Raw genomic sequence first — 26,113 nt, forward strand, 5'->3', positions numbered from 1 at the left:
GTCAACCACCACCATGACCGACAATCCGACTCTGATCCGGGACAGCTTCGCGCTGGTGCAGCAGCACTCGGACAAGCTCACCGGCCACTTCTACGCCACGCTCTTCCTGCACAACCCCGAGGTCCGCGAGCTCTTCCCGCCAGCGATGGACGTGCAGCGCGACCGGCTCTTCCGGGCCCTGGCGGGCGCCGTCCGGATGCTCGACCGCCCCGCCGAACTGACCTCGTTCCTGGAGCAGCTGGGCCGCGACCACCGCAAGTACGGGGTGCGCACCGAGCACTACGAGGCGGTCGGCAGCGCGCTGCTGGCCACCCTGCGCCGGTTCGCCGGCGAGGCCTGGACGCCCGCGCACGAGAGCGCCTGGAGCGAGGCCTACCGGCTGATCGCCGGCGCGATGAGCGGCGCCGCCGAGGCGGAGGCCGGGCGCAGCCCCTCCAGCTGGCTGGCCGAGGTGGTCGGGCACGAGCAGCGCACCCCGGACCTCGCGGTGCTGACGCTGCGCCCCGACGCCCCGTTCCCCTACCGGGCCGGCCAGTACACCACGGTGGAGACCGCACGCTGGCCGCGCGTCTGGCGCCCGTACTCGATCGCCAACGCCCCGCGCCGGGACGGCCTGCTGACCCTGCACGTGCGGGCCGTGCAGGCCGGCTGGGTGAGCAACACGCTGGTGCACCACACCCGGGTCGGTGACGTGGTCAGGCTCGGCCCGGGGCGCGGCTCCATGACGCTGCCCGAACGGCCCTCACGCCGGGTGGTCTGCGTGGCCGGCGGCACCGGGCTCGCCCCGGTCAAGGCGCTGGTGGAGGAGATGATCGCGCGCCACCGGCCGCTCACCCTGCACCTGTTCGTCGGTGCCCGCCAGCAGAGCGACCTCTACGATCTGCAGAGCCTGCGCCAACTCGCCAGCGTCTTCCCCCGGTTACTGCTCGTCCCGGTGATCTCCGCGGAGATCGGCTACCCGGGCGTGCAGGGCCGGCTGCCCGAGGTGGTGCCGGACCAGGGCCACTGGCCGGAGCACGAGGTCTTCGTGGCGGGCCCGGACGACATGGTGGTCAGCATGGTCGAGCGGTTCCAGCGCGACGGGGTGCCGGCCGAGCGGCTGCACTACGACCTGAGCACCACGCCCGCCGAACTCGACATCACCTCGGGCCTGCTGGAGGGCAGCGCGGGCTTGCTGGACGGTGGCGGCGGTCTGCTGGGCAGCCGCACGGGCCGGCCGGAGGGCGGCGAGCCCGCCGGCCGCTGACCCCGCGCGCCGATCCGCCGCGGATCGCCGGACGAGCCCTGGCTCAGCCCGCGTTGATCCGGGCCGCCCGCCGGAGCAGTCCGGGCGCCAGCCGGCCGATCCAGCGTGCCGCCTTCGCCTCCACCGTCACCGGCACCACCGGCTTGCCGGTGCGCACCGCGCGGACGATCTCGGCGGCCACCTTCTCCGGCGGGAAGCCGCGCCGGGCGTAGAGCTTGGCCGCCCGGGCCTGCTTGGCGGCCTGCTCGCTGCCGGAGGTGCCGGAGAAGGTCGAGGTCCGGGTGATGTTGGTGTTGACGATGCCGGGGCATATCGCGCTCACCCCGATGCCGCTGTCGGCCAGTTCGGCCCGCAGGCAGTCGGAGAGCATCAGCACCGCGGCCTTGCTGGTGGCGTAGGCGGCCAGCACCTTGGAGGGCAGGTAGGCGGCGGCCGAGGCCAGGTTGACGATGTGCCCGCCCTGGTCCCGCTCGACCATCAGCGCGCCGAAGGCCCGGCAACCGTGGATCACGCCCCACAGGTTGACGTCCAGCACCCGCTGCCACTCCTTCTCGGTGGTCTGCAGGAAGGTGCCCGAGTGGCCGATCCCGGCGTTGTTGACCAGCACGTCCGGCACCCCGTGCGCCGCCGCGACCTGCCGCGCGAAGTCGTCGACCGCCGCACCGTCGCTGACGTCCACCTGGTAGGCGTGGCCCACCCCGCCCACCAGGGCGACCAGTTCGGCGGTCCGCTCGACGGCCTCCCGGTCCAGGTCGCAGACCACGACGGTGGCGCCCTGCTCGCCGAAGGCCAGCGCGGTGGCCCGGCCGATGCCGCTGCCGGCGCCCGTGACGACCACCAACTGCTGCGCCGGCCCTGCCGGTTCACCCCCGCTCTCGATCCGCCCGGTGAACTCGCGCACCATCTGGGCCACCACCGGGCCCTGTTCGAGCAGCGCGGACCAGTGGGTGGCGTTCAGCTCGCGCCGGGTGAGGCTGGGCACCCAGCGCTCCAGGCCCTCGGAGAGGAAGGCGCCGACGTAGCGGTCGCGGCGGAGCGTGATCAGCTGCACCGGCACCTCGGTGGGGCGCTCGCGCGGGTTGCGCAGCGTGGGGCGCATGTTGGCGCGGTACAACTCGATTCCGCGCACCGCGTCCTGACGCAGCGTCCGTTGCGGGTGGCCGGCCCTGGGCTGGACCTCCTCCAGGTCGCGCAGCACCCGGGGCCAGGCCCGGGCCAGGCCGAGCCGCCAGGTCGCGGGCGCCAGGAAGGGCAGGTGGAAGGCGGCGATGTACCAGGAGTGCACGCCCTGGAGCAGGAGTTGGCGCAGGTGGCGGGGGGTGGGGCGGCGCATCCGGTGGCGGATCCAGTGGCCCATGTGGTCCAGGCAGGGCCCGGACATCGTGGTGTAGGAGGCCAGCCGTCGCCCGGCACCCGGCTCGGTGACCGCCTCCCAGGACTGCAGCGAGCCCCAGTCGTGCGCGACCACGTGCACCGGGCGCTCGGGGCTGACCGCGTCCGCGACCGCGAACAGGTCCGCCGCCAGCAGCGGCAGCCGGTACTCCGCACGGCTGCGCGGCACCGAGGACTCGCCGGCCCCGCGCACGTCGTAGCGGACCACGTGGTGGTCGGCGGCGAGCTCGGCGGCCACGTCGTCCCAGACCCGGTGGGTGTCGGGGTAGCCGTGCACCAGCAGCACGGTGGGCGCCGCGGGGTCGCCCTGCTCGAAGACGGCCAGGTCGACACCGGCACTGTGCACGGTGCGACGGCGGACAGCGGGGTTCTCACTCACGCGGCGGTCTCCTCGAGCCTCGTCCAGCGCCGCACGTGCGGCAGGTCGTCATCCAACCAGTAGGCGTCGTCCTCGGTCACCACCAGCAGCTCCTCGAACTTGATGCCGACCGCGCGGAAGGCGATGTGCGGCTCCACCGCCCAGAGCCCGGGAGTGGGCGCGTGGTGGGAGGAGCGGCCGTCGGCCCAGAGCGGGGAGCGGCCGTGCAGGCGCTCGCTGATCAGCTCCCGGCCCAGGGTCTGCAGGGTGCGCACACCGAAGCCGAAGAGGTTCACCCCCATCGGCGCGCGGCTGGTGTTGCGGGTCACCTGGTGGCCGATCACCCGGCCCGGGTAGACCTGGTGGCGGTTGTCGTAGCCGTGCCGGGCGATCTGCGCGTCGACGGCCGCGTACACCTCGTTCAGCGGCTTGCGGGCCCGCACCTCGCGCAGGATCAGCTCGCGGTAGACCCGCAGGTCCAGCGCGAGGCGGTCCCAGACCGGGTTGTCGCCGACCTTGCCGCCGTAGCCGATGTCGGCGGTGTAGCCGTCCACCACCGGGGCGCAGTCCAGCACGTAGGGCATGCCCTCCTGGAGCACCCGGGAGCCGGCGAAGAACTGCAGCGGGGTGTGGAAGTGGCGGAAGGCGGTGCGGTCGCCGAACCAGGCGAACGGGATGTGGAAGAAGTCCCGCACCCCGGCGGCGACCAGGCAGCGGCGCAGCTGGGCGGTGGCCTGGCGTTCGGTGACGCCGGGTTCGATCCAGGCGGCGACCTGCTCGGCGCAGTGGTAGGCCAGCTGCTGGACCTCGCGGAAGCGGTCCAGGTCCTGGGCGGTGTAGGCGAAGCCGGGGGTGCGCGCAACGGTGGGGCTCATGAGTCAGACCTCCAGGACCAGGGTCTCGCCCTCGGCCGCACGCGAGACGCAGGGCAGCAGGGCACCGCTCGCGCGCTCCTCGGCGGTCAGCCGGCGGTCGCGGTGTTCGGGGGTGCCGGCCAGCAGCTGGACCCGGCAGGTGCCGCAGAACCCCTGGTGGCAGGAGTAGGGCAGGTCGGGCCTGGCCTCGCGCAGCACGTCCAGCGCCGAGCGGTCCGCGGGGACGGGCAGCTGCTCGCCGCCCTCGCCGAGCTGGAGCGTGAACGGGCGGCCGCCTTGGATCGGGGCGGCGCCGAAGCGCTCGTAGTGCAGGGCGGTGGCGGGCGAGGCCTCGAAGGCGGCCTGGACGGCGGCCAGCATCGGGGCCGGGCCGCAGCAGTAGACGGCGCTGCCGGGGCCGGCCGCGGCCAGCAGCTCGGCGCCGGTGGGGACCGTGCCGCTGATCAGGGTGACCCGGGCGGGGTCCAGCGCGCGCAGCTCCTCGCTGAAGGGCATCGACGCCTCGCTGCGCCCGGCGTGCACCAGCTGCCAGTCCAGGCCCCGCCGCTGGGCCTCCCGGGCCATCGGCAGCAGCGGGGTGATGCCGATCCCGCCGGCCACCAGCAGCAGCCGCCGCTCGCCGCAGAAGGCGAAGCCGTTGCGCGGGCCGCGCACGGTCAGCCGGGCGCCGAGGTGCAGCTCGTCGTGGATCTCGCGCGAGCCACCGCCGCCGTCGGCGATCCGGCGCACCGCGATCCGGTAGCCGGTGCGGTCGGCCGGGTCGCCGCAGAGCGAGTAGTGGCGCTCGCGGCCCGAGGGCAGGGTCAGGCGCAGGTGGGCGCCGGGCTGCCAGGCGGGCAGCCGGTCGCCGGACGGGTCGGCGAGGCGCAGCTCGACCACGTCCTCGGCGACCGCGCGGTGGGCGGTGACCACCAGCGAGAGCGGGGCCCGTGAGCGGGGGGCGGGCAGGCGCGGGTTGCGGCGCAGCAGCGGGCGGCCCAGCGCGGGGGTGTAGACGTCGCCGAAGACGGTGACGGCGTGCATGAACCGGTCCAGCCGGGGGCGGCCGTAGAGGTCCGGCGGGGGCGTGTCGACGTCGAGCCGCGTGGTGCGGTGGAAGACGGTGGTGGGGGCGGGAGGGGTCTCCATCAGGCGGTCCTTGGGATCAGGCGGGCGGCCGTCGGTGGCGTCGGCGGCGTCAGTGGGCGGCGGCGCGGGCGGCCGGCGAGGTGGCGAGGTAGCCGAGCGCCTGCGCGCTGGAGCCCTCCTGGGTCGGGTGGTAGCCGGGCCTGAGGTAGCGCAGCCCCGAGCGCAGCGAGGCGAGGGGGTCGGGCAGCAGCCCGCGCTGGGAGATCTCCCAGGCCTGGCGCCAGGTCGGCCTGATCCGCCCGGCCAGCGTCGGGTCGGCCGCCAGCAGGTAGCGCACCCCGCGCACCCACAGGTGCACCAGCAGCGGTCCGGAGACCGTCATGCCGCGCACCCGCCGCAGGTAGCCCGGGTCCAGGTGCACCATCAGGTCGTAGGCCACGCTGCGGTGCTCGACCTCCTCGGCGCCGTGCCAGCGCAGCAGGTCCAGCATCGTCGGGTCGGCCTTGGCCCGGTCCAGGCCCGGCGAGTTGAGCGCCCAGTTGCCCAGGAACGCGGTGAAGTGCTCGATCGCCGCGACGAAGGCGACCCGCTCGATGATGTTCTCCCGCCGCTGCCGCGGGCTCAGCCGCGGCTTCTCGCCGAGCACCCGCTGGAAGAGCCAGGCGATCTGCCGCACGTAGGGCCTGGGGTCGATCCCCTGGGTGATCAGGTGGTCGAGCACCTCCTGGTGCGCCTCGGCGTGGATCGACTCCTGGCCGATGAAGCCGAGCACCTCCTCGCGCAGCTGCTCGTCGGTGATCAGCGGCAGGGCGTCCTTGAACACCTTGATGAACCAGCGCTCGCCCTCGGGCAGCAGCAGGTGGAGCACGTTGATGGTGTGCGTGGCGACGGGCTCGTCGGGGATCCAGTGCAGCGGGAGCGCGCTCCAGTCGAACTTCACGTCACGCGGCTCCAGCACGAGGTCCGCGTGCACCTCGGGGGCGTTTCTGGGCATGGGGGAACCCTCCTGGGCGGCGGGGGTGGGCGTCAGCACTTCAAACTACTGGCGGGTATCGCAGGCCACAAGAGGTTCGGCAGGTCTTATCGACAATGAGTCTAATAAGACTTCCGTGCTCCAGGAACGCCCCAGGGGTGGGTGGTGGCCACGGCCACCACCCACCCCTGGGGTCACTCCGGCAGGCTTCAGCCCTGCTCGCTCCCGCGGTGCTTGGCCCGCAGGCGCCACGGCATCCAGGCCGACTCCAGCTGGGTGTTGATCGACATCTTCGACTCGCCCGAAGCGCGCTGCCCGAACCGGATCGGCACCTCGACGATGCGCACCCCGGCCTTGGCGGCCAGGTACTTCATCTCCACCTGGAACGAGTAGCCGTTGGACTCGATCCGCTCCAGGCCGACCGCCGCCAACGCCTCCTTGGACCACAGGTTGTACCCGGCGGTGACGTCGGCCGCCGGCACGCTCAGGATCGTCTTCACGTAGAAGTTGGCCCACTTGGACAGCAGCCGGCGGTGCGCGGCCCAGGCGTCGTCGAGCGAGCCGCCGGCGGTGTACCGGGAGCCGATCACCACGCCGGCGCCGTTCTTGGCCGCCTCGATCATGTCCCGCAGCGCCGTCGGCGGGTGCGAGAAGTCGGCGTCCATCTGCACCACCAGGTCGGCACCGTCGGCGACCGCCTTGCTCATCCCGGCACGGTAGGCGCGGCCCAGGCCGTCCTTGGTCGTCCGGTGCATCACGGAGATCACCCCGGGGTGCGTCTCGGCCAGCTTGTCGGCCACCTCACCGGTGCCGTCGGGGCTCCCGTCGTCCACCACGAGGATGCCGAGGCCGTCGATTTCCAGGTTCAGCACTTCCTGCACGATCCGGGGGAGGTTCTCGACCTCGTTGTAAGTCGGGATCACCACAACGGTGTTGGTGGTCACGGGTGCGCTCCGTTCAGCGGGAGTCAGCTGGTTTCGCTGGCCGCGGACCGGGCGGCCCACCGCGCCATCTAACTCACATGTTCGCAAGGACAGCTGAGAGCTAATCACACCGGCCAAGTCACCGAGAAAACAGCCCTTCAGCAGGCCCCGAGCACACCCTCGATCGTTCCCGAACCAGTCCGCTTCCTCAGACCGCCATCGCCAGCATCAGCGGCGCCGCCCGCTCCGCCAGCAGCTCGGCCGCCGCGCGCAGCCGGTGCGCGTTGGCCACCGGCAACGACATCGCCAGGCAGCCCACCGTGGTGCCGGCCGTCACCGGGACGGCGGCGCAGACGGTGCCGAGGGCGTACTCCTGGAGGTCGAGCACCGGCATGGTGGCGGGCTGGCGCTCCAGGTGCTGCATCAGCTGCTCGGCGTCGGTGATGGTGCGCGAGGTGAGCCGGGCGATCGGGTGGCGGGCCAGGTGGTCCAGGCGGCCGTCGTGGTCGAGCTGGCTGAGCAGGCACTTGCCGATGGCACTGGCGTGGGCGGTGGCCTTGAAGTCGACCCACTCGTGGACCGCCGGCGCGTGCTCACCCGCGGCGACCGCCTCCACGCGCAGTTCGCCGTCGTGGTAGCGGCTGAAGTAGACGGCGGCACCGAGCTCGTCGCGCAGCTCGGTCAGCTTGTGCTGGAGGCGGATCCGGATCAGCTGCTCGCGGTTGTACTGGCCGAGCATCGCGAAGGTGCCGCCCAGCACCCAGCCGACGTCGGTGGACTGGAGGTACCCCTCGGTGCAGAGCAGATTGACCAGGTCACGCACCACCGGTTCGGGCAGGCCGGTCTCCCGGGCCAGGTCGGCCAGGCCCGCTCCGTACGGATGGCGGTCGGCGGCCTCCAGCAGGCGCAGCGCGCGCCGCAGCGAGGTGTGCGGCCCGAACTCGCCCTGGTCCAGCATGATCTGATGACCCTGACCGTGTGCCGGCATGGCCTCCCCTTCCGCTGCCCCGGGTATCCTCCACAGCCTATCCACCGAACGCCCAGCGCACCCCCAGGTCCGGCGAGAATCCCACGGGTGACGGGTAATGGCCGAATGGCATATGCCAGACGGTCGCCGGCCGGTCGATCGGGGCCGCGGGGTTTGACGGCCGGCCGGGGGCGACCGCCAGCACGACGGGCCGCCTCCCCACTGCCCGGGGAGGCGGCCCGTCCGAGGGTCGCGTCAGCAGGTACCGGAGGGGATCAGCCCTCGTCGCCCGCGCGGAGCTTGGCCACGGCGGCCGCCAGGCGGCTGCCGTACTCCTCGTCCGCGGCGTGGAAGTGCGCCAGGTTCTTCTCGATCACGTCGTCGCGGGTGACCTGGGCGAGGAAGCCCGCGAGGTTGTCGATCAGCCGGGACTTCTCGCCCTCGGACATCAGCCGGTACAGCTCACCGGCCTGGAAGAAGTCGTCGTCCTTGGTGTGCGCCGGCGTGCTGTAGGTGCCGGTGTGGCCGCCGAGCGCGAGCGGGGCGGCCAGCGGCCGGTCCGTCTGGGCCGGGCCGTCGTAGGAGTTGGGCTCGTAGTTCTTGCCGCGCCCGGCCTTGTTGACGGCCGAGAAGCCGTCACGGCCGTAGTTGTGCGCCTCGGTGGCCCTGGGCGCGTTGACGGCGAGCAGCGTGTGGTTGACGCCGAGGCGGTAGCGCTGGGCGTCCGCGTAGGCGAACAGCCGGCCCTGGAGCATCTTGTCGGGCGAGGGGCCGATGCCGGGCACGAAGTTGTTGGGCGAGAAGGCGGCCTGCTCGACCTCGGCGAAGACGTTCTCAGGGTTGCGGTTCAGCACCAGGCGGCCGACCTTGACCAGCGGGTAGTCCGCGTGCGGCCAGACCTTGGTGAGGTCGAAGGGGTTGAAGCGGTAATCGGCCGCCTCGGCCACCGGCATCAGCTGGACGTACAGGGTCCAGGACGGGAAGACGCCGCGCTCGATCGCCTGGTGCAGGTCGCGCTGGTGGCTGTCGGCGTCGCCGCCCACCACCTCGGCGGCCTGGCCGCCGTCCAGCGAGCGCACGCCCTGGTTGGTCTTGAAGTGGTACTTGACCCAGAACGCCTCGCCCTCCTCGTTGACCCACTGGTAGGTGTGCGAGCCGTAGCCGTTCATGTGGCGGTAGGAGGCCGGGATGCCGCGGTCGCCGAAGAGCCAGGTGATCTGGTGGGTGGCCTCGGGGGCGTGCGCCCAGAAGTCCCACACGTTGTCGGCCTCGGTGATGCCGGTGAACGGGTCGCGCTTCTGCGAGTGGATGAAGTCGGGGAACTTCAGCGGGTCCTTGATGAAGAAGACCGGGGTGTTGTTGCCGACCAGGTCGTAGTTGCCCTCGGCGGTGTAGAACTTCAGCGCGAAGCCGCGCGGGTCGCGCACCGCGTCGCTGGCGCCCAGGTTGCCGGCCACGGTGGAGAAGCGCAGGAAGACCTCGGTGCGCTTGCCGACCTCGGCGAGGAAGTCCGCGCGGGTGTACTTGGCGACCTCGTCGGTCACCTCGAAGTAGCCGTACGCGCCGGAGCCGCGGGCGTGCACCACCCGCTCCGGGATGCGCTCGCGGTTGAACCGGGCGAGCTTCTCCAGCAGCTGCTGGTCCTGGATGAGCAGCGGGCCGTACTCGCCGGCCGAGGCCGAGTTCTGGTTGTCGGCGATCGGGGCGCCGGACTCGGTGGTCAGGTTCTTGGGCATGGGGGTCCTTCAGTCCTTCAGGTACGGGAGTTGCCGGTGAGCAGGGGCGGGGGCGGGATCAGGTGCGGGAACGGCGGGAGGTCAGACGCCCAGCAGGCGCCAGATCGCGGCGGCCCGGCGCGAGGTCTCGGTCCCGTCCGGCCCGTCGGCCGGGCGCAGCGCGGCGACGGCACCGGTCACCGCGGCGGGCGCGGCCAGCGGACGGGCCGCGGCCAGCTCGGCCGCCTCGGCGGCGGTCAGCCCGGCCTCGGTGAGCGCCTGGGCGGCCTCGCCGGCGGGCAGCGCATTGAACCAGCGCAGCGCGAGCGCGGCACGCCCCGCCTCGGTGAGCCGGCCGGTCAGCCGCAGCCGGGCCACCCCGCCGTCCGGGTAGACGTTCAGCCGCACGTGGGTGGCCGCGCGGCCGACGTTCGGGCCGCCGGCCGGCAGGCGCAGCCGGTGCCGGGTGTCGGGTTCGAGGCGGGTCCGCGGCAGGATCTCGAACCAGCCGGCGGCGTCGCCCTCGGGGTCGCCGCCGCCGCTGGCGTCGTATCCCAGCAGGTCGGCCCAGCCGGGGGCGTTGGCCACGAAGTGGGTGGTGTCCACCTCGACGGCCAGCACCTCGCCGCCCCCGGCCAGGGCGATCCGCACCCAGTCGTTGGCCTTGTCGCGCCGACGCCGGGTCTCCCAGCCCTCGCCCATGACGGAGGCGCGGCCGGGAGCGTTCAGGTTGTGCGGGGAGGAGAAGTAGCGGTCCGAGGCGGCCTCGGCCACGCCGCCGTACTCCTGCGCGGCCAGGTCGAAGGTCAGCCCGTCCAGGTCGCGCGGGTCGGGCAGCACCTCACCGTGCACCCGCAGCCGGGCCACCCCGCCGTCCGGCCAGATGTTGAGCCGCACGTGGGTGTAGCGGGTGCGGTCCTCGACGGCGAACTCGTGCGCTGTGTCGCCGCGCAGCGCGGTGCGCGGTACCAGGTCGGTCCAGGCGGCCCCGGCCAGCTCCGCGGCCGAGGGGATGCCGGGTATCGAGGCGCCCTGCACCGAGGCGCTCTCGGGGTAGTTGCCGGTGAAGTGCGCGGTGTCCACGATCACGCCGTGGATCCGCCCCGCGACGCCCAGTCGGACGATCGTCCAGTCGTGGTCCTGGTCGGTGGGGTGCGGCTGCTCGGCGCTGGCACCGCGCCGGCGCTTGCTCTCCCAGCCGTCCATGATCTGGCCCTTGTGGCCGAAGGTGTGCGGCCGGAACTCGGCGGGCTCGGCCACCAGCAGGTTCTCCGCGTCCGCGAAGGTGTCCTCGTTGGTGGCCACCACGCCGGCGCCCAGCAGCCGGGAGGCGAGGTTGACCAGCTCGGTGAAGGGAGCGGCCGGGGTCTGACTGGTACTCATATCGTCTCGCTCCTCAGCGGTGGTGAAGGGTCAGTGATGACGGAGGATCTGCCGGCCGAACGGGGCCGCGTCCACGTCGACCACCCGTCCGCGCAGCCAGGTGGTGACGACCTGGCCGGTCAGCTTCTTGCCCGCGTAGGGCGTGACCGGGTTGCGGTGGTGCAGCTCGGCGGGGTCGACGGCGAACTCGGCGTCCGGGTCGAAGGCGACCAGGTCGGCGTCGTGCCCGACCGCGATCGCGCCCTTGACGCCGTCCAGCCGGACCAGCGAGGCCGGCCCGGCGGCCATCCAGCGGACCACGTCGCCGAGCGTGTGGCCGCGGCGGCGGGCCTCGGTCCAGATCGCCGGCAGGCCGAGCTGGAGCGAGGCGATGCCGCCCCAGGCGAGCGCGAAGTCGCCACTGCCGCCGTCGTCCTGACGGAGCTTCAGATCTGCGGTGGACGGCGAGTGGTCGGAGACCACGCCGATGAACTCGCCGGCCGCCAGGGCCTCCCAGAGCCGGTCGCGGTTGGATTCGTCGCGGATCGGCGGGCAGCACTTGAAGGCGGTGTCGCCGTCCGGTATCTCCTCGGCTGCCAGCGTCAGGTAGTGCGGGCAGGTCTCGGCCGTGACCCGTACACCGGCCGCCCGGGCCTGGGCCAGCAGCGGCAGCACCGCCGCCGAGGAGACGTGCAGGATGTGCACCCGGGCGCCGGTGCGCTCGGCGGTCCGCAGCAGCCGGGCGACGGCGGCGGCCTCGGAGTCGTCGGGCCGCGAGGCGAGGTAGTCGCGGTAGTGCACGCCGGGGACCTGCGGGGCGGCGGCGAGCACCGCCGGGTCCTCGGCGTGGATGATCGCCAGCGCCCCGAGCCTGGCCTGCTCGGTGAGCGCCGCCTGAAGCTCGGGCTGTTCGAGGTGCGGGAACTCGTCGACGCCGGACGGCGACAGGAAGCTCTTGAAGCCGAACACCCCGGCCCGGTGCAGCGCTTCGAGGTCCCCGGTGTTGCCGGGGACGGCACCGCCCCAGAATCCGAGGTCCACCCAGGCCTGCCCCTCGGCGATGCCCCGCTTGGCCGCCAGGCCCGCCACCGTGGTGGTCGGCGGTATGGAGTTGAGCGGCATGTCGATGACGGTGGTGACCCCGCCGGCCGCGGCGGCCCGGGTGGCGCTGGCGAAGCCCTCCCACTCGGTGCGGCCCGGCTCGTTGACGTGCACGTGGGTGTCGACCAGGCCGGGCAGCAGCGCGAGGTCGCCGAGGTCGGTGAGCGCGGCACCGGATTCGGCGAGCGAGCCGTGGGCGGCGATCCGCTCGATCCGGCCCTCGCGCACCAGGACGTCGGCCGGGCGCTCGCCGTCGGGGAGCACCACACGCCGGGAGCGGATCACCTCAGTCGATGCGTGAGGGGTGCCGAACTGCTGCATCAGGACCTCCGACTGGGCTTGCGCTGCTGTGGGGGTGGCTCGGAGCCTAGGCCCGCCTTCAACAAAACGTCAATGTAGGAAAATACGATGAATGAATGCCGCAGGAGCGGTCCCGGTGGGCGCTCGGGCGGTCTCAGCGGAGCAGGTCCCGGGCCAGCCGCTCCCCCGCCACCTCGGCGAGTTCGGCGGCCTTGGTGAGGCTGTCCCCCGGCTGTTCGGCCAGGTCGGTCAGCGCGTACGCGGCCACGAACCCGGCCCGGCGCCACTGGCTCTCGGCCAGTTCGAGCCGGCCGGCCACCGCGGCCACCGGAACCCCCGCCCCGGTGGCCGCGGCGGCGACCCCGGCGGGGGCCTTGCCGTGGAGCGTCTGCGCATCCAGGCAGCCCTCGCCGGTCACGACCAGGCGTGCCCCACGCACGGCCTCGTCGAAGCCCAGCAGTTCGAGCAGCAGCTCGATGCCGGGCCGCATGGTGGCGCCGAGCAGCGCCAGGGCGGCGAAGCCGACCCCGCCCGCCGCCCCGGCGCCGGGAGCCTGCCGGAAGTCGGCGCCGATGGTCGCACCGACCACCTCGGCCCACCGGGTCAGGCCCGCCTCCAGCACCACCAGCTCCGCGCCGTCCGCGCCCTTCTGCGGTCCGTAGACGGCGGTGGCGCCGCGCGGGCCGAGCAGCGGATTGTCCACGTCGCAGGCGACCACGACCTCGACCCCGTTCAGGGTGTCCGCCAGCGAGCCGAGGTCGAGGCGGTGCAGCCGGCGCAGGGCCGCACCGCCCGGCGGCAGTTCGCCGCCCTCGGCGTCGTACAGGCCGATGCCGAGCGCCTGGACCATGCCCGCACCGCCGTCGGTGCAGGCACTGCCGCCCAGGCCCAGCACGACCCGCTTGACGCCCAGGCCCACGGCCCGGCCGATCAGCTGGCCGACCCCGAAGGAGCCGGCCGCCAGCGGGGCGGTGCGTCCGCCGGGGAGCCGGGCCAGGCCCGAGGCCTGGGCGAGCTCGACCACGGCGGTGCTGCCCTTGACGGCGATCGCGGCGTCCACCGGCAGGCCGGTGGGGCCGGCCACCTTGACCGGGATCCGGGTGAACCCGGCGGCCAGTGCGGCGGCCAGCGTGCCCTCGCCGCCGTCGGCCACCGGCAGTTCACGGACCTCGACGCCGGGCACCACCCGGCGGATGCCCGCGGCCAGCCGCGCGGCGACCTCGGCACCCTCCAGGGTGCCCTTGAACTTGTCGGGAGCTACGACCACGTGGCCCTGGGTGGGGGTGGCGGGCATGGTGCTGGCCTCACTTCCGAGTCGAGCTGAACTGACGGTCGATCACATGCTCCATGATCGAAGCAGGGTGCGACCCCCTCCCGCCGTTTCCCCCCGTCCCGCTTCCGACGTACGGGGGGCTCCCCTCGGCGGGAGGGGGCCGGGCGGCCGGGCGCACGACCGAAGTGCGCCCGCGCCGCCGGTTGGCACGACCAGCGGGGAGCGGATTCTCGCCCCAGCTCGCCCGCTGGTCGAAAGGGCCCTCCTGGTGACGCGGGCACGACCGGACAGGTACACGCCACCAGGAGGAGTCTGTGATGAGCGGGGTCTGCTTACTTGACCTCGCGGCCCGCCAGGCGCTCCACGCCGCGCAGCAGCGCCGAGTGGTCGAGCGAGCCGTCGCCGTTGGCGCGGGCCGAGGCGACCAGCTGGGCGACGAGCGAGCCCACCGGCAGCGGCGCCTCGACGGCGCGCGCGGCGGCGGTGACGATGCCCATGTCCTTGTGGTGCAGGTCGATCCGGAAGCCCGGGGCGAACTGCCGCTCGGTCATGTTGGCCTTCTTGCGGTTCAGCACCGTGGAGCCGGCCAGGCCGCCCGCGAGCACGTCCAGCGCGGCCGGCAGGTCCACGCCCGCGTTCTCCAGGAAGACCACGGCCTCGGCCACCACCTGGATGTTCACCGCCACGATCAGCTGGTTGGCGGCCTTGACCGTCTGGCCGGCACCGCTGGGGCCGACGTGGATCACGGTGGTGCCGAGCACGTCGAAGAGCGGCTTGGCCTCGGCGAAGTCCTCGGCAGCGCCACCGACCATGATCGAGAGCACCGCCTCGACCGCGCCCGCCTCGCCGCCGGAGACCGGGGCGTCCAGGGTGCGGATGCCCTTCTCCTTGGCGGCGGCCTCGACCTTGATCGAGGTCTGCGGGGTGATCGAGGACATGTCGATCACCAGCGAGCCGGGCCTGGCGTGCTCCAGCACGCCGCCCTCGCCGAGGACGACCTGCTCGACCTGCGGGTCGGCGGGGACCATGGTGATGACCACCTCGGCGTCCTTGACCGCGTCCGCGATGCTGCTCGCACCGTGGCCGCCGGCCGCCACCAGGGCGTCGATCTGCGGCTGCGTGAGGTTGAAGCCGGTCACGTGGTGCCCGGCCTTGACCAGGTTGGCGGCCATCGGGCTGCCCATGATGCCGAGGCCGATGAAGGCGATCTTGCGGGAGGCGCTCATCGCGTTGAATCCTTTTGTACGAGGGGAGATTGAATCAGGGAGGGCGGGTGCGGGTGGGCCGGCGGCAGGTCAGCCGGCGCGCAGCTCGCGCGGCAGCCAGGCGAAGCTGTCGGCACTGACGCCCGTGGACGGCTTGTACTCCAGGCCGATCCGGCCGCGGTAGCCGGCCGCGGTGAGGCGGCCCAGCAGGTCCTCGAAGTCCAGCCCGCCGGTGCCGGGCTCGTTGCGGCCCGGGTTGTCGGCGATCTGCACGTGGCCGATCCGGTCGGCGTGGTCGGCGACGACCGCGGCCAGGTCCTCGCCGTTGACGGCCAGGTGGTAGAAGTCGCAGAGGAACTTGGCGTTGCCGAGCCCGGTGGCCTCGTTGACCCGGTCGACCACCTCGACCGCGGCCTTGGCGGTGTGCAGCGGGTAGTCCGGTGCGTCCACCCTGTTGAGCGCCTCGATCAGCAGGATCGCGCCGATCGAGTGGGCGGCCCGGGCGGCGAGGGTGAGGTTCTCCAGCGCGAGCGCGTCCTGCTCGGCCGCCGGGACGCCGGCGACCCGGTTGCCGTAGAGCGCGTTGAGCGCACCGGCGCCCAGCGACCGGGCGAGCGCGGTGGCCACCGGGATGTTCGACCGGAACCGGTCGCGCTCGGCGGGCAGCGAGACGGTGCCCTTGGCGCCGACCGTGAGGTCGTCCAGGAAGTTCAGGCCGGTCAGCCGGACCCCGGCGTCGTCGAAGGCCTTGCGCAGCGCGTCCAGTTCGCCGTCGGACGGCGCGGCCTCGGTGCCGAACGGCCACCACAGCTCGGCCGCGGTGAAGCCGGCGGCAGCCGCGGCGGCGGGGCGCTCCAGCAACGGGAGCTCGCTGAACAGGATCGACAGGTTGACCGTGTAGCTGTGCTCGGAAGCGGCTGTCACGTCCCTCACCTTTCACTTCTTCTCCCCCGACGGTCGGCCGGCGGGGCCTTCACCTCACGATTTCCATCATGCGGAAGAAGGATTCTGCTTGGTGGAAGCTTGCCATGAGCACCCGAGGGAGTGTCAAGACTCCTGCAACAGTTTGTTGAACCCGCTGGCCGCCGCCGCACCATCGACCCCCGCCGCGCCCCCCTGCGCGACGCGCCGCTCGCTAGAGTGAGCTGGTGCGATTGATGGTGGAGTTCACGACAGAACCGTTCGAATTGGTCACCTTCCCCGACCACGCCGCGGCGGCCCGCCGGGCGGTCGACGAGGCCGGCCTGGCCGTCTCGGTCGGCCCCTTCGGGACCAGCGCCGAGGGCGAGGCCGAGCAGGTGCTCGCCGCGGTCGCCCGACTGCTGCACGACACCCTGGACGCCGGTGCGAACCGGATCTCCGTCCAGGTCAGCGTGCTGCCCGGGACCAAGACCGAGCCCGAGGCGCCCGAAGGAGTGGATACGCAGTGAGCGACGCCCTGGAACACCCGCTCGCCCGAGCGATAAAGCCACTGCTGGACGCGGTGGGCGCCACCCCGCTCGCCGTCGCGCAGGCGAAGCAGGACGACGTGGTCCTGGAGTGGGACGGCCACCCGGCCCTCGCCGTGCGGCTGCCCCACCTGAGCAGCGCGCTCGACCGCCTGCTGGCCGAGATGACCCGCCAGTTCGACGGCCGTCCGCTCAGCGAGCTGGACCGGCTGGAGAAGCAGCGGGTCGTCGCCCTGCTGGAGGAGCGCGGCGCCTTCACCGTGCGGCACGGGGTGGAGACGGTCGCCTCCGCCCTGGGCGTCAGCCGGTTCACGGTGTACAACTACCTGAACCGCCAGGTCGAGGGACCGAAGTCCGGCTGAGACCGGGACTGCCCGGTCGGGCCAGTCTCATCGACGGGCAAGCCGGGCACACTTGGTGGATCGCACACGAAAGCGGTCCCGGACCGCGGGCGGTTCGAAACGTAACCACCAAGGCTTCAACAAACTGTTGACGCCCCGGGGTGGTGGATCTAGTTTTTGCGGGTGGCACCACTCTTCAGGAGGTCCACCCGTGACCAACCACCCCCATGCGACCGCTGACGCGGCCGATGCCCTCGCGGCGCTGGCCAAGACCCCGGACGCCGAGCTGGAGCGGACGCTGCTCGAGGTCTGCTCCAGCCCCCGCTGGGCCGCCGCCGTCGCCGGCAGCCGCCCCTGGCCCGACCGCTCGGCCCTGCTGGCCGCCAACGAGGCGGCGATGCGGGAGCTGTCGGTCGCCGATCTGAACGACGCCATGGCCGGCCACGCCCGGATCGGCAAGCCCAAGGCGGGCGACGCCACCTCCGAGCGCGAGCAGGCCGGCATCCAGGGAGTGGACCAAGCACTCCTTGCCGAACTGGACGAGGCCAATGCCGCCTACGAGGCGAAGTTCGGCCACGTGTTCCTGATCTGCGCCACCGGGCGCACCGCGGCCACCATGCTCGCCGCACTGCGCGAGCGCCACCCCAACTCCGCGGCCGCCGAGGCCGGGATCGTCCGGGACGAGCTGCGCAGGATCAACGACATCCGGCTCAACCGACTGCTGGATGAGCCGCTCAACTGACGTCACGTCGGACAATGATGACCGGTCGACCCCTGTCGCCCACAAGCAGAGATCTGACGGTCCGTCACATCCATTACCAGTAAGGTCACTTCCGCCATGACTGGCATCTCCACCCACGTGCTCGACACCAGCCTCGGCCGACCGGCCGAGGGCGTTCCGGTCGAGCTCGCACTCACCACCGAGGGTGGCTGGCAGGTGCTCGGCACCTGCGCCACGGACTCCGACGGCCGGGCCAAGGACCTGCCGGCCGTGGAGGCGGGCTCGGTCGTCCGGCTCCGCTTCGACACCGCCGCGTACTACCGGCAGAAGTCCAGCGAGACGCCGTTCTTCCCCGAGGTCTCGATCGTCTTCACGGTCGCGCCCGCGCAGCACCACTACCACGTGCCGCTGCTGCTGAACCCCTTCGGATATTCCGTCTACCGCGGAAGCTAGACAGCTAGGAGCCGACGATGGCCCACGTGCTCGGTCAGAACCAGTACGGCAAGGCGGAGAACCGCATCGTCCGGGTCTACCGTGACAGCACTCGTCACGAGATCAAGGACCTCAACGTCTCGGTCGCCCTCCAGGGCGAGTTCGAGGACGTCCACCTCACCGGCTCGAACGCCAACTGCCTGCCCACCGACACCACCAAGAACACCGTCTACGCCTTCGCCAAGGAGTACGGCATCGAGTCGGCCGAGGCCTTCGGCATAACGCTGGCGCGGCACTTCGTCGACGACACCGAGCGCGGCGTGGTGCACGGCGCCCGGATCCGGATCGAGGAGTACTCCTGGAACCGGATCAAGACCCCGGACAACACCTCGCGCTTCATCGGCTCGGAGGAGGTCGGCCACTCCTTCGTCCGGGACGGCGGCGAGGTGCGCACCAGCGAGATCGTCTACGACGGCGAGTCCGTCCAGGTGATCTCCGGCCTCAAGGACCTGATCGTGATGAACACGACCAACTCCGAGTTCTGGGGCTACATCAAGGACAAGTACACCACCCTGCAGGAGGCCTACGACCGGATCCTGGCCACCCAGGTGACCGCCCGCTGGGCCTACAACTACCGCGGCCAGGAGGGCGAGGCCCAGCCGAACTGGAACCGCTCCTACCAGCACGTGCGCCGCCACCTGCTGGAGGCCTTCGCGGAGACCTACTCCTACTCGCTGCAGCAGACCCTGCACGCGATGGGCACCCGGGTGCTGAACAACCGCGCCGAGGTGGACGAGGTCCGCCTGGAGCTGCCGAACAAGCACCACTTCCTGGTCGACCTCTCGCCCTTCGACCTGAAGAACGAGAACGAGGTCTACTACGCCGCCGACCGGATGTACGGCCTCATCGAGGGCACCGTGCACCGCGAGGGCGTCACCCCGGTCATCCCGGTGGCCTGACCGTGAACCGCGCCCTGCGTCCCAACCCCCCGCGCCGGGCGCCCGGTTCCGCCTGCGGCAGCAGCGCCACCAGCAGCTCCACCCGTTCCACCTGTCTCTCCACCCCCACCCACCGGAGATCGTGCTCGCCCCACGGCGGCCGGCCCGGGGAGCTGGAGACGCAGCCCGAGGGATCCTCGACCCGCCGTCCCGCCCTCGGGCCCGGTTCCACCACCACGTCCCCAGCGCCACGGGCGCGCCGAGAGCCGCGAGCACCAGAGGAGCTCGACATGGCACTCCGCTCCACCAGCAGTACCGACGGCGGATCCTCCCAGCTCGTCCACCCCGTGGACGAACTCCTGCCCCCGGTGCGCCTGTTCGGCACCGGTCTGCAGCACGTCGCCGCGATGTACGCGGGCGTGGTCGCACCCCCGCTCATCATCGGCGCCGGCGTCGGGCTCGGGCCCGGCGAGTTGGCCCTGCTCATCTCGGCCAGCCTGTTCACCGCAGGCCTGGCCACCCTGCTCCAGACGCTCGGCCTGGGCGGCCGGACCCGCTCGCGGATCGGCGCCCGGCTGCCGTTCGTCAACGGCGTCTCGTTCGCGGGCGTGGCCCCCGTGCTCGCGATCGCCAAGGAGCACAGCCCGAAGGACGCCCTGCCGGTCGTCTTCGGGGCGGTGATCGTCGCGGGAGCCCTGTGCTTCCTGGCGGCGCCGTACTTCTGCCGGCTGATCCGGTTCTTCCCGCCCGTCGTGCAGGGCACGGTGATCACCCTGATCGGGGTGTCGCTGCTGCCGGTGGCGGTGAACTGGGCGCGCGGCGGGGAGAGTCCGGGAGCACCGGGCTACGGCTCGGTGCACGCCATCGTGCTGGCCGCGCTCACGCTGGCCGTCGTGGTGCTCCTCAACCGGGTGCTGCGCGGCTTCTGGCAGCAACTCTCCTTGCTGCTGGGCCTGCTGGCCGGCACCCTGCTGGCCTTCCCGCTGCACCTGGCCGACTTCGGCGCGGTGCGGGACGCACAGCTCTTCGCGCTGCCCGCCCCCTTCCACTTCGGCGCCCCGGTCCTCGACCCCGCGGCGATCATCTCGATGTGCATCGTGATGGTGGTCTCGATGACGGAGTCCACAGCGGACATGCTGGCGCTCGGCCGGATCGTCGAACGCCCGGCCGACGAGGCCGTGCTGGCCGCGGGGCTGCGCGCGGACGGCCTGGCCACCGCGCTCAGCCCGGTCTTCAACGGCTTCGCCTGCAGCGCCTTCGCCCAGAACATCGGGCTGGTCGCGCTGACGAAGGTCCGCAGCCGCTTCGTGGTGGCCGCAGCCGGCGGGATCCTGGTGGTCCTGGGGCTCTTCCCGCGGCTGGGCGCGGTGGTCTCGCTGGTGCCGCAGCCGGTGCTCGGCGGCGCCGGGATCGTGCTCTTCGGCACGGTGGCGGCCAGCGGCGTGCGGACGCTGGCCGAGGCCGGGCTGGAGTCCGGGTCCAACGTCCTGCTGGTCTCGGTCTCGCTCGGCGTCGGAATCATCCCGATCGCCGTACCGGACTTCTACGACGCCTTCCCGCCGGCGCTGCGCACCCTGCTGCACTCGGGCATCTCGGTCGGCTGCGTCAGCGCGGTCCTGCTCAACCTGCTCTTCCACCATCTGGGCCCGCGCGCCCGAGCGGCCCAACCCTCCCCCACTCCCTAGGAGTCACCATGGCAGTCCAGCCCCCGCCCGCCGATCAGCGGATCGTGATCGAGAACGCCGCGATCGCCACCGTCGACGCCACCGACACCGAGTACGCCCGCGGCCACGTCGTGATCAAGGGCAACCTCATCGAGTCGGTCGGGGACGGTCCCGCGCCGCAGTGGCTGGACAACGTGGTGCGCCGGATCAACGCCGAGGGCCACCTGGTCACCCCGGGCCTGGTCAACACCCACCACCACTTCTACCAGTGGATCACCCGGGGGCTGGCCCAGGACAACATCCTCTTCGACTGGCTGGTCGCGCTCTACCCGACCTGGGCCCGGATCGACGACCAGCTGGTGCACGCCGCCAGCCTCGGTTCGGCCGCCGCCCTGCTCAAGTCCGGCTGCACCACCGCCAGCGACCACCACTACGTCTTCCCCAAGGGCCGCGGCGACATCCTGGGCGCCTCCATCGAGGCCGTCCAGTCGCTGGGCCTGCGCTTCACCGCGCTGCGCGGCTCGATGGACCGCAGCAAGAAGGACGGCGGCCTGCCGCCGGACCACGCGGTGGAGAGCACCGAGGAGATCCTGATCGCCTCCGAGGCGGCGGTGGACCGCTGGCACGACGCCTCCTTCGGCTCGATGCTGCACGTCGCCATCGCGCCCTGCTCGCCCTTCTCGGTCTCCACCGAGCTGCTGCGCGAGACCGCCGTGCTGGCCCGCCGCAAGGGCGTGCGGCTGCACACCCACGGCTCCGAGACGGCCGAGGAGGAGCAGTTCTGCAAGGAGCTGTTCGGCATGGGCCCCACCGACTACTTCGAGTCCACCGGCTGGCTGGGCGAGGACGTCTGGATGGCTCACTGCGTGCACATGAACGACTCCGACATCGCCAAGTTCGCCGAGACCGGCACCGGTGTGGCGCACTGCCCCTCCTCCAACGCACGCCTGGCGGCCGGCATCGCCCGCGTCCCGGCCATGCTGGCGGCCGGGGTACCGGTGGGCCTGGGCGTGGACGGCACCGCCTCCAACGAGTCCGGCGAGCTGGGCACCGAGCTGCGCAACGCGCTGCTGATCAACCGGCTGCACGGCCGCCCCGACGCGCTGACCGCGCGCGGTGCGCTGCGCCTGGGCACCATGGGCGGCGCCCGGGTGCTGGGCCGGCAGGACGAGATCGGCTCGATCGAGGCGGGCAAGCTCGCCGACCTGGCGCTGTGGAAGGTCGACGGCCTCCTGCACTCCTCGATCGCCGACCCGGTGGCGGCGCTGACCATGGGCGCCCTGCCGCCGCTGACCGCGCTCTTCGTCAACGGCAACGCCGTGGTGGAGAAGGACACCCTGACCACCGTCAACGAGGACCAGATCGCGCTCACCTGCGCCCGGGCCGCCCGGGAGCTGGCCGCGCGGGACTGACGCCCGCGCACCACTGGCTGCATCCACGCATCACGCATCACGCATCCACGCATCCACCAGACTCCGGGCCGCCCAGGGACGGTGCGTGACCCGGACTCCGTCCGCCTCCCGGCGGACGGACCGCAGCCCCGGACCCACGGCGAGGGTCCGGGGCTGTGGCGCGTCGTGAGGTGAGGCACCGTAGGTTACTGGTGTTCAGCACCGCTGACCGCACACCGCTCCTCGACGGCCGAAAGAGACCATATGACCACCGTGGGGCCAGCGATCCCCGCTGCCCGCCTGCCCGCCGCGCTGCGCCACCCGGTGTTCGCCGCCACCCTGCTGGCCGGAATGCTGCACCTGGTCTGGGCATTGGCGCTGGCCAACGACGCGGGCGACCTGGCGGCCCAGTACGCGTGGACCGAGTTCACCCGCCAGCACCCGGACTCGGCCTACAACCTGTCCTGGTACGGCGGGATGCACCCCGCCTCCTACAGCGTGCTGTCGCCCTACCTGATGGGCCTGCTCGGGGTGCGCACCACCGGCATGCTGGCCGGCACCGCCTCCGCCGCGCTGGCCGCCACGCTGCTCACCCGCTCCGGCCTGGCCCGCCCGATGGCGCCCGCGCTGTGGACGGCGTTCGCCCTCTGGTGCGACGTCGCCTCGGGGCGGGTGACCTTCGCGATCGGGGTGGCCTTCGGGCTGGCGGCCACGGTGGTCGCCTTCAGCGCCGGCGGGCCGCGGCTGCGGCGCACCACGCTCTTCGCCCTCTCGGCGCTGGCCACCATGGGCAGTCCGGTGGTCGGCCTCTTCCTGGAGGTGGTGGCCGCCGCGCTGTTCCTGACGGCCCGGCGCCGGGACAGCTACCCGCTGGCCGTCGCCCCGGTCGTGGTGGTGGCCGCCACCACGCTGCTCTTCCCCTTCTCCGGGGTGCAGCCCTTCGACTGGTGGGCGGCGGCGCCGGTGGTGGCCGCCGCGGTGGCGGTGGCCTTCGTGGTGCCAGGCGGCTGGACGGCGGTGCGGCGCGGGGCGCTGGTCTACGCACTCGGGGTGGTGCTGGTCTGGCTGATCCCCTCGCCGGTGGGCAGCAACGTGGAGCGGCTCAGCCTGCTCTTCGCCGGCACCGTGCTGCTCGCCGTGCTGCTGAACTCCCGCCAGTCCCGGCGCCGGGCGGTGGCCACCGCGCTCGCCTTCACCGCGGTGGCCTGCTGGCTGGCCGGGCGCACCCTGGGCGACCTGCTGGTGACCGTGCCGGTGTCCAAGGCCGCCACGGACAGCACCGCGCTGATCAACGAGCTGCACCGGGTCGGCGCCGACCGCAGCCGGGTCGAGGTGGTCCCGCTCGCCTCGCACTGGGAGGCCAGCGGGATCGCCCCGTACGTCGACCTGGCGCGCGGCTGGAACCGGCAGGCGGACGTCACCCGCAACCCGCTCTTCTACACCGACAAGCTGGCCCCCACCGACTACCACGCCTGGCTGCAGCGCTGGGGCGTGGGCTTCGTGGCGCTCTCCAGCGACCGGCCGGACGACGCCGCGGTGGACGAGGCCGCCCTGGTGGCGGCCGGCCAGCCCTGGCTGCAGCCCATCTGGCAGCAGGGCGGCTGGCGCCTGTACCGCTTCACCGACGCGACCCCGCTGGCCGCGCCGCCGGCCGTGGTGCAGCAGGCCGGACCGGCCGAGCTGACCGTCTCCGTCCCGGTGCCGGGACGGGTGCACCTGCTGCTGCCCTGGTCCCCCTGGCTGGGCATCGCCGGCGACCGCTCCGGTTCGGCGACGGCCGGCTGCCTGGCCTCGGCCGGCGAGTGGACGACGCTCTACGCCCCCAACCCCGGCACCTACCGGATCACCGCCAGCTACTCCTTCCTGCGCGGCAACCCCTGCCCCGCCGGCCAGCTCGCCAAGGCCCGCTGACCCGGCCCGCCCGGGGTCGGCCCCGGGCAGCCTGATGCCCCTGCCGGCCCCGAGCCGGCAGGGGCATCACGGTATGCGGATCAGACCTTCAGCGGCTTGATCGCGGTGGGGGCGTGGCCGGGCTCGGTGGCCAGCTCCTCGAACTCGCTGACGTCGCTGATGTCGGCCGTCCGGCTCATCGCGATGTTGGTGATCCGCTCCAGGATCGCCTCGACCACGACCGGGACGCGGTGCTCGGCGGCGAGCTTCTTGGCCTGCTCGAAGGCGGCACCCAGCTCGTTCGGGTCGGTGACCCGGATCGCCTTGCAGCCCAGGCCCTCGACGACCTTGACGTGGTCGACGCCGTAGACGCCCAGCTCCGGGGAGTTGAGGTTCTCGAACTCCAGGTTGACCTGGAAGTTGATGTCCAGACCGATCTGCGCCTGCCGGATCAGGCCCAGGTAGGCGTTGTTCACCAGGACGTGGACGTAGGGGATCCGGTGCTGGGCGCCGACCGCCAGTTCCTCCAGCATGAACTGGAAGTCGTAGTCGCCGGAGAGCGCGACGACCGGGGTCTCGGGGTCGGCGGTGGCGACGCCGAGGGCGGCCGGGATGGTCCAGCCGAGCGGGCCGGCCTGGCCGCAGTTGATCCAGTGGCGCGGCTTGTAGACGTGCAGCATCTGCGCGCCGGCGATCTGGGACAGGCCGATGGTGGTGACGTAGCGGGTCTCAGGACCGAAGGCCTTGTTCATCTCCTCGTAGACGCGCTGCGGCTTCATCGGGATGTCGTCGAAGTGGGTGCGGCGCTGCAGGGTGGCCTTGCGCTCCTGGGTGGCGGCGACCCACTCGGTGCGGTCCGGCAGCTGGCCGGCGGCCTTGAGCTCCTTGGCCACCTCGACGAAGAGCTGCAGCGCGGCCCTGGCGTCGGAGGCGATGCCGAAGTCGGGGGCGAAGATCCGGCCGATCTGGGTGGGCTCGATGTCGACGTGGACGAACTTCCGCTCGCCGCGGTAGACGTCCAGCTTGTAGCCGGTGTGGCGGTTGGCCCAGCGGTTGCCGATGCCCAGGACGAAGTCCGAGGCCAGGAAGTTGGCGTTGCCGTAGCGGTGCGCGGTCTGCACGCCGACCATGCCGGCGTTCAGCTCGTGGTCGTCCGCGATGGTGCCCCAGCCCATCAGGGTGGGGATGACCGGGGTGCCGGTCAGCTCGGCGAACTCGACCAGCAGGTCGGCCGCGTCGGCGTTGACGATGCCGCCGCCGGCGACGATCAGCGGTCGCTGCGACTCCAGCAGGAAGCCGATCGCCTTCTCGATCTGGGCCCGGGTCGCGGCCGGCTTGTAGACCGGCAGCGGCTCGTAGGTCTCCGGGTCGAACTCGATCTCGGTCAGCTGGACGTCGATCGGCAGGTCGATCAGGACCGGGCCGGGACGGCCGGAGCGCATCAGGTGGAAGGCCTGCTGGAAGACGCCGGGAACCTGTGCGGCCTCCAGGACGGTCGTCGCGGCCTTGGTGACCGGCTTGGCGATCGAGGCGATGTCGACGGCCTGGAAGTCCTCGGTGTGCAGCTTGGCGACCGGGGCCTGCCCGGTGATGCACAGGATCGGGATCGAGTCGGCGATCGCCGAGTAGAGCCCGGTGATCATGTCGGTGCCGGCCGGCCCCGAAGTGCCGATGCAGACGCCGATGTTGCCGGCCCGGGTCCGGGTGTAGCCCTCGGCCATGTGCGAGGCGCCCTCGACGTGCCGGGCCAGCGTGTGCCGGATCCCGCCACCGGCCTTGAGCGCGGCGTAGAAGGGGTTGATCGCGGCGCCCGGCACGCCGAACGCGACCTCGACGCCTTCGCGCTTGAGGATCTCAACTGCCGCGCGGGCGGCTGTCATTCGAGGCATCGGGGAACTCCTGCGTCGGCTCGTATTCCATGATGCGGAATATTGCTTTTAGGATGCGAAAATGACGGTAGGCGGCAGGCCGAGCGGGCGTCAAGGGTTCGAGGGGGAGAACTTCAACAACTCGTTGAAGCGAGGGTCGACGACCCGAGAGACCTCTTCGTATGCAGACTTTTAGGGCGCACACTGCCGACGGCCGCGGGGGCACCGCGGCCATCGGCGGTCGGGAATCAGAACTCGCGGCCCAGCGTGGCCAGGCAGGCGCGCCAGCCGCCGAACTCGGTGATCTCCTTGTGGACGCCGCGCTCCAGTTCACCGGGGGCGAGCACCATCGAGAAGCAGGCGCTGCCGTCGGCGAGCTTGATCACGCCGAACGCCAGCTCGGGCGGCTCGCCCGGGAGCAGCACGTCGCGCAGGAACTCCAGGGACACCTCGTACAGTTCGCCCTCGATGGCGGTGTCGACCGCCGGGTCGGGCAGCAGGCCGGGGCAGACGTCGCGGATGGAGAAGAAGCGGTGGCCGGGGGCGGTGCGGACCACGCCGAGGAAGGGCGCATCGCCGAGCAGCGGGTGGAACTCGCCGCCGCGCATCGCCTGGCCGTTGAGGAACATGCGGACCATGGGAGGGGCCTTTCGGGAAAGTGC

At 72.4% G+C, this 26,113-nt stretch carries 23 protein-coding genes; 9 read left to right on the forward strand and 14 right to left on the reverse strand.

What is annotated here, in order from left to right; translation table 11 throughout:
• The first annotated feature begins 13 nt into the window (after window positions 1–13).
• Entirely contained in the window at window positions 14–1,246 is a 1,233-nt protein-coding gene (locus tag OG294_RS08615) for a globin domain-containing protein (RefSeq protein ID WP_327065837.1), read from the forward strand.
• 43 nt (window positions 1,247–1,289) lie between these two features.
• Here OG294_RS08615 and OG294_RS08620 read toward each other — a convergent pair whose 3' ends face one another.
• From OG294_RS08620 to OG294_RS08675, 12 genes are all read right to left on the reverse strand, one after another.
• Window positions 1,290–3,017 (reverse strand): SDR family oxidoreductase, encoded by a 1,728-nt coding sequence (locus OG294_RS08620; RefSeq protein ID WP_327065838.1) that lies wholly within the window; start codon window positions 3,015–3,017, stop codon window positions 1,290–1,292.
• Window positions 3,014–3,871, reverse strand: a complete 858-nt coding sequence (locus OG294_RS08625; protein ID WP_327065839.1) for a M24 family metallopeptidase — start codon at window positions 3,869–3,871, stop codon at window positions 3,014–3,016. The genes OG294_RS08620 and OG294_RS08625 overlap by 4 nt, the downstream gene beginning before the upstream one ends.
• A gap of 3 nt (window positions 3,872–3,874) precedes the next feature.
• Complete coding sequence (locus OG294_RS08630; RefSeq protein ID WP_327065840.1) at window positions 3,875–4,999, reverse strand: PDR/VanB family oxidoreductase; 1,125 nt, start codon at window positions 4,997–4,999, stop codon at window positions 3,875–3,877.
• A gap of 49 nt (window positions 5,000–5,048) precedes the next feature.
• Entirely contained in the window at window positions 5,049–5,933 is an 885-nt protein-coding gene (locus tag OG294_RS08635) for a metal-dependent hydrolase (RefSeq protein WP_327065841.1), read from the reverse strand.
• Window positions 5,934–6,121: 188 nt separating this feature from the next.
• Entirely contained in the window at window positions 6,122–6,856 is a 735-nt protein-coding gene (locus OG294_RS08640; protein ID WP_327065842.1) for a polyprenol monophosphomannose synthase, read from the reverse strand.
• 187 nt (window positions 6,857–7,043) lie between these two features.
• Entirely contained in the window at window positions 7,044–7,796 is a 753-nt protein-coding gene (locus tag OG294_RS08645; protein ID WP_442789320.1) for an IclR family transcriptional regulator, read from the reverse strand.
• A gap of 281 nt (window positions 7,797–8,077) precedes the next feature.
• On the reverse strand, window positions 8,078–9,538 hold the full coding sequence (locus tag OG294_RS08650; RefSeq protein ID WP_327065843.1) for a catalase: 1,461 nt from the start codon (window positions 9,536–9,538) through the stop codon (window positions 8,078–8,080).
• 81 nt (window positions 9,539–9,619) lie between these two features.
• Window positions 9,620–10,900, reverse strand: a complete 1,281-nt coding sequence (gene alc / locus OG294_RS08655) for an allantoicase (protein ID WP_327065844.1) — start codon at window positions 10,898–10,900, stop codon at window positions 9,620–9,622.
• A 30-nt stretch (window positions 10,901–10,930) separates the two neighbouring features.
• Complete coding sequence (allB, locus tag OG294_RS08660; RefSeq protein WP_327065845.1) at window positions 10,931–12,301, reverse strand: allantoinase AllB; 1,371 nt, start codon at window positions 12,299–12,301, stop codon at window positions 10,931–10,933.
• Window positions 12,302–12,434: 133 nt separating this feature from the next.
• Window positions 12,435–13,574: a glycerate kinase gene (locus tag OG294_RS08665; RefSeq protein ID WP_327065846.1), complete on the reverse strand. Its 1,140-nt coding sequence runs from the start codon at window positions 13,572–13,574 to the stop codon at window positions 12,435–12,437.
• Between the two features lie 311 nt (window positions 13,575–13,885).
• Window positions 13,886–14,779: a 2-hydroxy-3-oxopropionate reductase gene (locus OG294_RS08670; RefSeq protein WP_327065847.1), complete on the reverse strand. Its 894-nt coding sequence runs from the start codon at window positions 14,777–14,779 to the stop codon at window positions 13,886–13,888.
• Window positions 14,780–14,848: 69 nt separating this feature from the next.
• Complete coding sequence (locus OG294_RS08675; RefSeq protein WP_327065848.1) at window positions 14,849–15,691, reverse strand: hydroxypyruvate isomerase family protein; 843 nt, start codon at window positions 15,689–15,691, stop codon at window positions 14,849–14,851.
• A 215-nt stretch (window positions 15,692–15,906) separates the two neighbouring features.
• On the opposite strand from OG294_RS08675, the gene OG294_RS08680 reads away from it, so the two are divergent.
• The 8 genes from OG294_RS08680 to OG294_RS08715 all read left to right on the forward strand — a co-directional run bounded on the left by OG294_RS08680 (window position 15,907) and on the right by OG294_RS08715 (window position 23,604).
• Complete coding sequence (locus OG294_RS08680; RefSeq protein WP_327065849.1) at window positions 15,907–16,188, forward strand: thiamine-binding protein; 282 nt, start codon at window positions 15,907–15,909, stop codon at window positions 16,186–16,188.
• A complete protein-coding gene (locus tag OG294_RS08685; protein ID WP_327065850.1) occupies window positions 16,185–16,568 on the forward strand; it encodes a helix-turn-helix domain-containing protein in 384 nt (127 codons plus the stop codon). Before OG294_RS08680 ends, OG294_RS08685 begins: the two co-directional genes overlap by 4 nt.
• Before the next feature lie 190 nt (window positions 16,569–16,758).
• Window positions 16,759–17,289 carry a 2-oxo-4-hydroxy-4-carboxy-5-ureidoimidazoline decarboxylase gene (uraD, locus tag OG294_RS08690; RefSeq protein WP_327065851.1) on the forward strand — a complete coding sequence of 177 codons (531 nt, stop codon included), beginning with the start codon at window positions 16,759–16,761 and terminating at the stop codon, window positions 17,287–17,289.
• 96 nt (window positions 17,290–17,385) lie between these two features.
• Window positions 17,386–17,721 carry a hydroxyisourate hydrolase gene (uraH, locus tag OG294_RS08695; protein WP_327065852.1) on the forward strand — a complete coding sequence of 112 codons (336 nt, stop codon included), beginning with the start codon at window positions 17,386–17,388 and terminating at the stop codon, window positions 17,719–17,721.
• Between the two features lie 17 nt (window positions 17,722–17,738).
• Window positions 17,739–18,659: a factor-independent urate hydroxylase gene (gene pucL, locus OG294_RS08700; RefSeq protein ID WP_327065853.1), complete on the forward strand. Its 921-nt coding sequence runs from the start codon at window positions 17,739–17,741 to the stop codon at window positions 18,657–18,659.
• Window positions 18,660–18,928: 269 nt separating this feature from the next.
• The gene (locus OG294_RS08705; protein ID WP_327065854.1) at window positions 18,929–20,323 is read left to right on the forward strand and encodes a nucleobase:cation symporter-2 family protein; all 1,395 of its coding nucleotides are present in this window, start codon (window positions 18,929–18,931) and stop codon (window positions 20,321–20,323) included.
• A gap of 8 nt (window positions 20,324–20,331) precedes the next feature.
• On the forward strand, window positions 20,332–21,714 hold the full coding sequence (locus OG294_RS08710) for an 8-oxoguanine deaminase (protein WP_327065855.1): 1,383 nt from the start codon (window positions 20,332–20,334) through the stop codon (window positions 21,712–21,714).
• A 243-nt stretch (window positions 21,715–21,957) separates the two neighbouring features.
• Window positions 21,958–23,604 carry an MFS transporter gene (locus tag OG294_RS08715; protein ID WP_327065856.1) on the forward strand — a complete coding sequence of 549 codons (1,647 nt, stop codon included), beginning with the start codon at window positions 21,958–21,960 and terminating at the stop codon, window positions 23,602–23,604.
• A gap of 80 nt (window positions 23,605–23,684) precedes the next feature.
• On the opposite strand, the gene gcl is transcribed toward OG294_RS08715, so the two are convergent.
• Entirely contained in the window at window positions 23,685–25,472 is a 1,788-nt protein-coding gene (gcl, locus tag OG294_RS08720) for a glyoxylate carboligase (RefSeq protein WP_327065857.1), read from the reverse strand.
• 227 nt (window positions 25,473–25,699) lie between these two features.
• Entirely contained in the window at window positions 25,700–26,089 is a 390-nt protein-coding gene (locus OG294_RS08725; RefSeq protein WP_327065858.1) for an allophanate hydrolase-related protein, read from the reverse strand.
• Window positions 26,090–26,113: the final 24 nt, after the last annotated feature.

Source organism: Kitasatospora sp. NBC_01302 (assembly GCF_035976515.1).
Classification (GTDB): domain Bacteria; phylum Actinomycetota; class Actinomycetes; order Streptomycetales; family Streptomycetaceae; genus Kitasatospora.

What these genes read in the sequence shown, in the direction of transcription:
- OG294_RS08665 (WP_327065846.1), bottom strand. Translation starts at nt 13,574, where the DNA reads ATGCCCGCCACCCCCACCCAGGGCCACGTGGTCGTAGCTCCCGACAAG.
- allB (WP_327065845.1), bottom strand. Translation starts at nt 12,301, where the DNA reads ATGCAGCAGTTCGGCACCCCTCACGCATCGACTGAGGTGATCCGCTCC.
- OG294_RS08670 (WP_327065847.1), bottom strand. Translation starts at nt 14,779, where the DNA reads ATGAGCGCCTCCCGCAAGATCGCCTTCATCGGCCTCGGCATCATGGGC.
- OG294_RS08615 (WP_327065837.1), top strand. Translation starts at nt 14, where the DNA reads ATGACCGACAATCCGACTCTGATCCGGGACAGCTTCGCGCTGGTGCAG.
- OG294_RS08710 (WP_327065855.1), top strand. Translation starts at nt 20,332, where the DNA reads ATGGCAGTCCAGCCCCCGCCCGCCGATCAGCGGATCGTGATCGAGAAC.
- OG294_RS08630 (WP_327065840.1), bottom strand. Translation starts at nt 4,999, where the DNA reads ATGGAGACCCCTCCCGCCCCCACCACCGTCTTCCACCGCACCACGCGG.
- gcl (WP_327065857.1), bottom strand. Translation starts at nt 25,472, where the DNA reads ATGCCTCGAATGACAGCCGCCCGCGCGGCAGTTGAGATCCTCAAGCGC.
- OG294_RS08715 (WP_327065856.1), top strand. Translation starts at nt 21,958, where the DNA reads ATGACCACCGTGGGGCCAGCGATCCCCGCTGCCCGCCTGCCCGCCGCG.
- OG294_RS08625 (WP_327065839.1), bottom strand. Translation starts at nt 3,871, where the DNA reads ATGAGCCCCACCGTTGCGCGCACCCCCGGCTTCGCCTACACCGCCCAG.
- alc (WP_327065844.1), bottom strand. Translation starts at nt 10,900, where the DNA reads ATGAGTACCAGTCAGACCCCGGCCGCTCCCTTCACCGAGCTGGTCAAC.
- OG294_RS08650 (WP_327065843.1), bottom strand. Translation starts at nt 9,538, where the DNA reads ATGCCCAAGAACCTGACCACCGAGTCCGGCGCCCCGATCGCCGACAAC.
- pucL (WP_327065853.1), top strand. Translation starts at nt 17,739, where the DNA reads ATGGCCCACGTGCTCGGTCAGAACCAGTACGGCAAGGCGGAGAACCGC.
- OG294_RS08725 (WP_327065858.1), bottom strand. Translation starts at nt 26,089, where the DNA reads ATGGTCCGCATGTTCCTCAACGGCCAGGCGATGCGCGGCGGCGAGTTC.
- OG294_RS08635 (WP_327065841.1), bottom strand. Translation starts at nt 5,933, where the DNA reads ATGCCCAGAAACGCCCCCGAGGTGCACGCGGACCTCGTGCTGGAGCCG.
- OG294_RS08705 (WP_327065854.1), top strand. Translation starts at nt 18,929, where the DNA reads ATGGCACTCCGCTCCACCAGCAGTACCGACGGCGGATCCTCCCAGCTC.
- uraH (WP_327065852.1), top strand. Translation starts at nt 17,386, where the DNA reads ATGACTGGCATCTCCACCCACGTGCTCGACACCAGCCTCGGCCGACCG.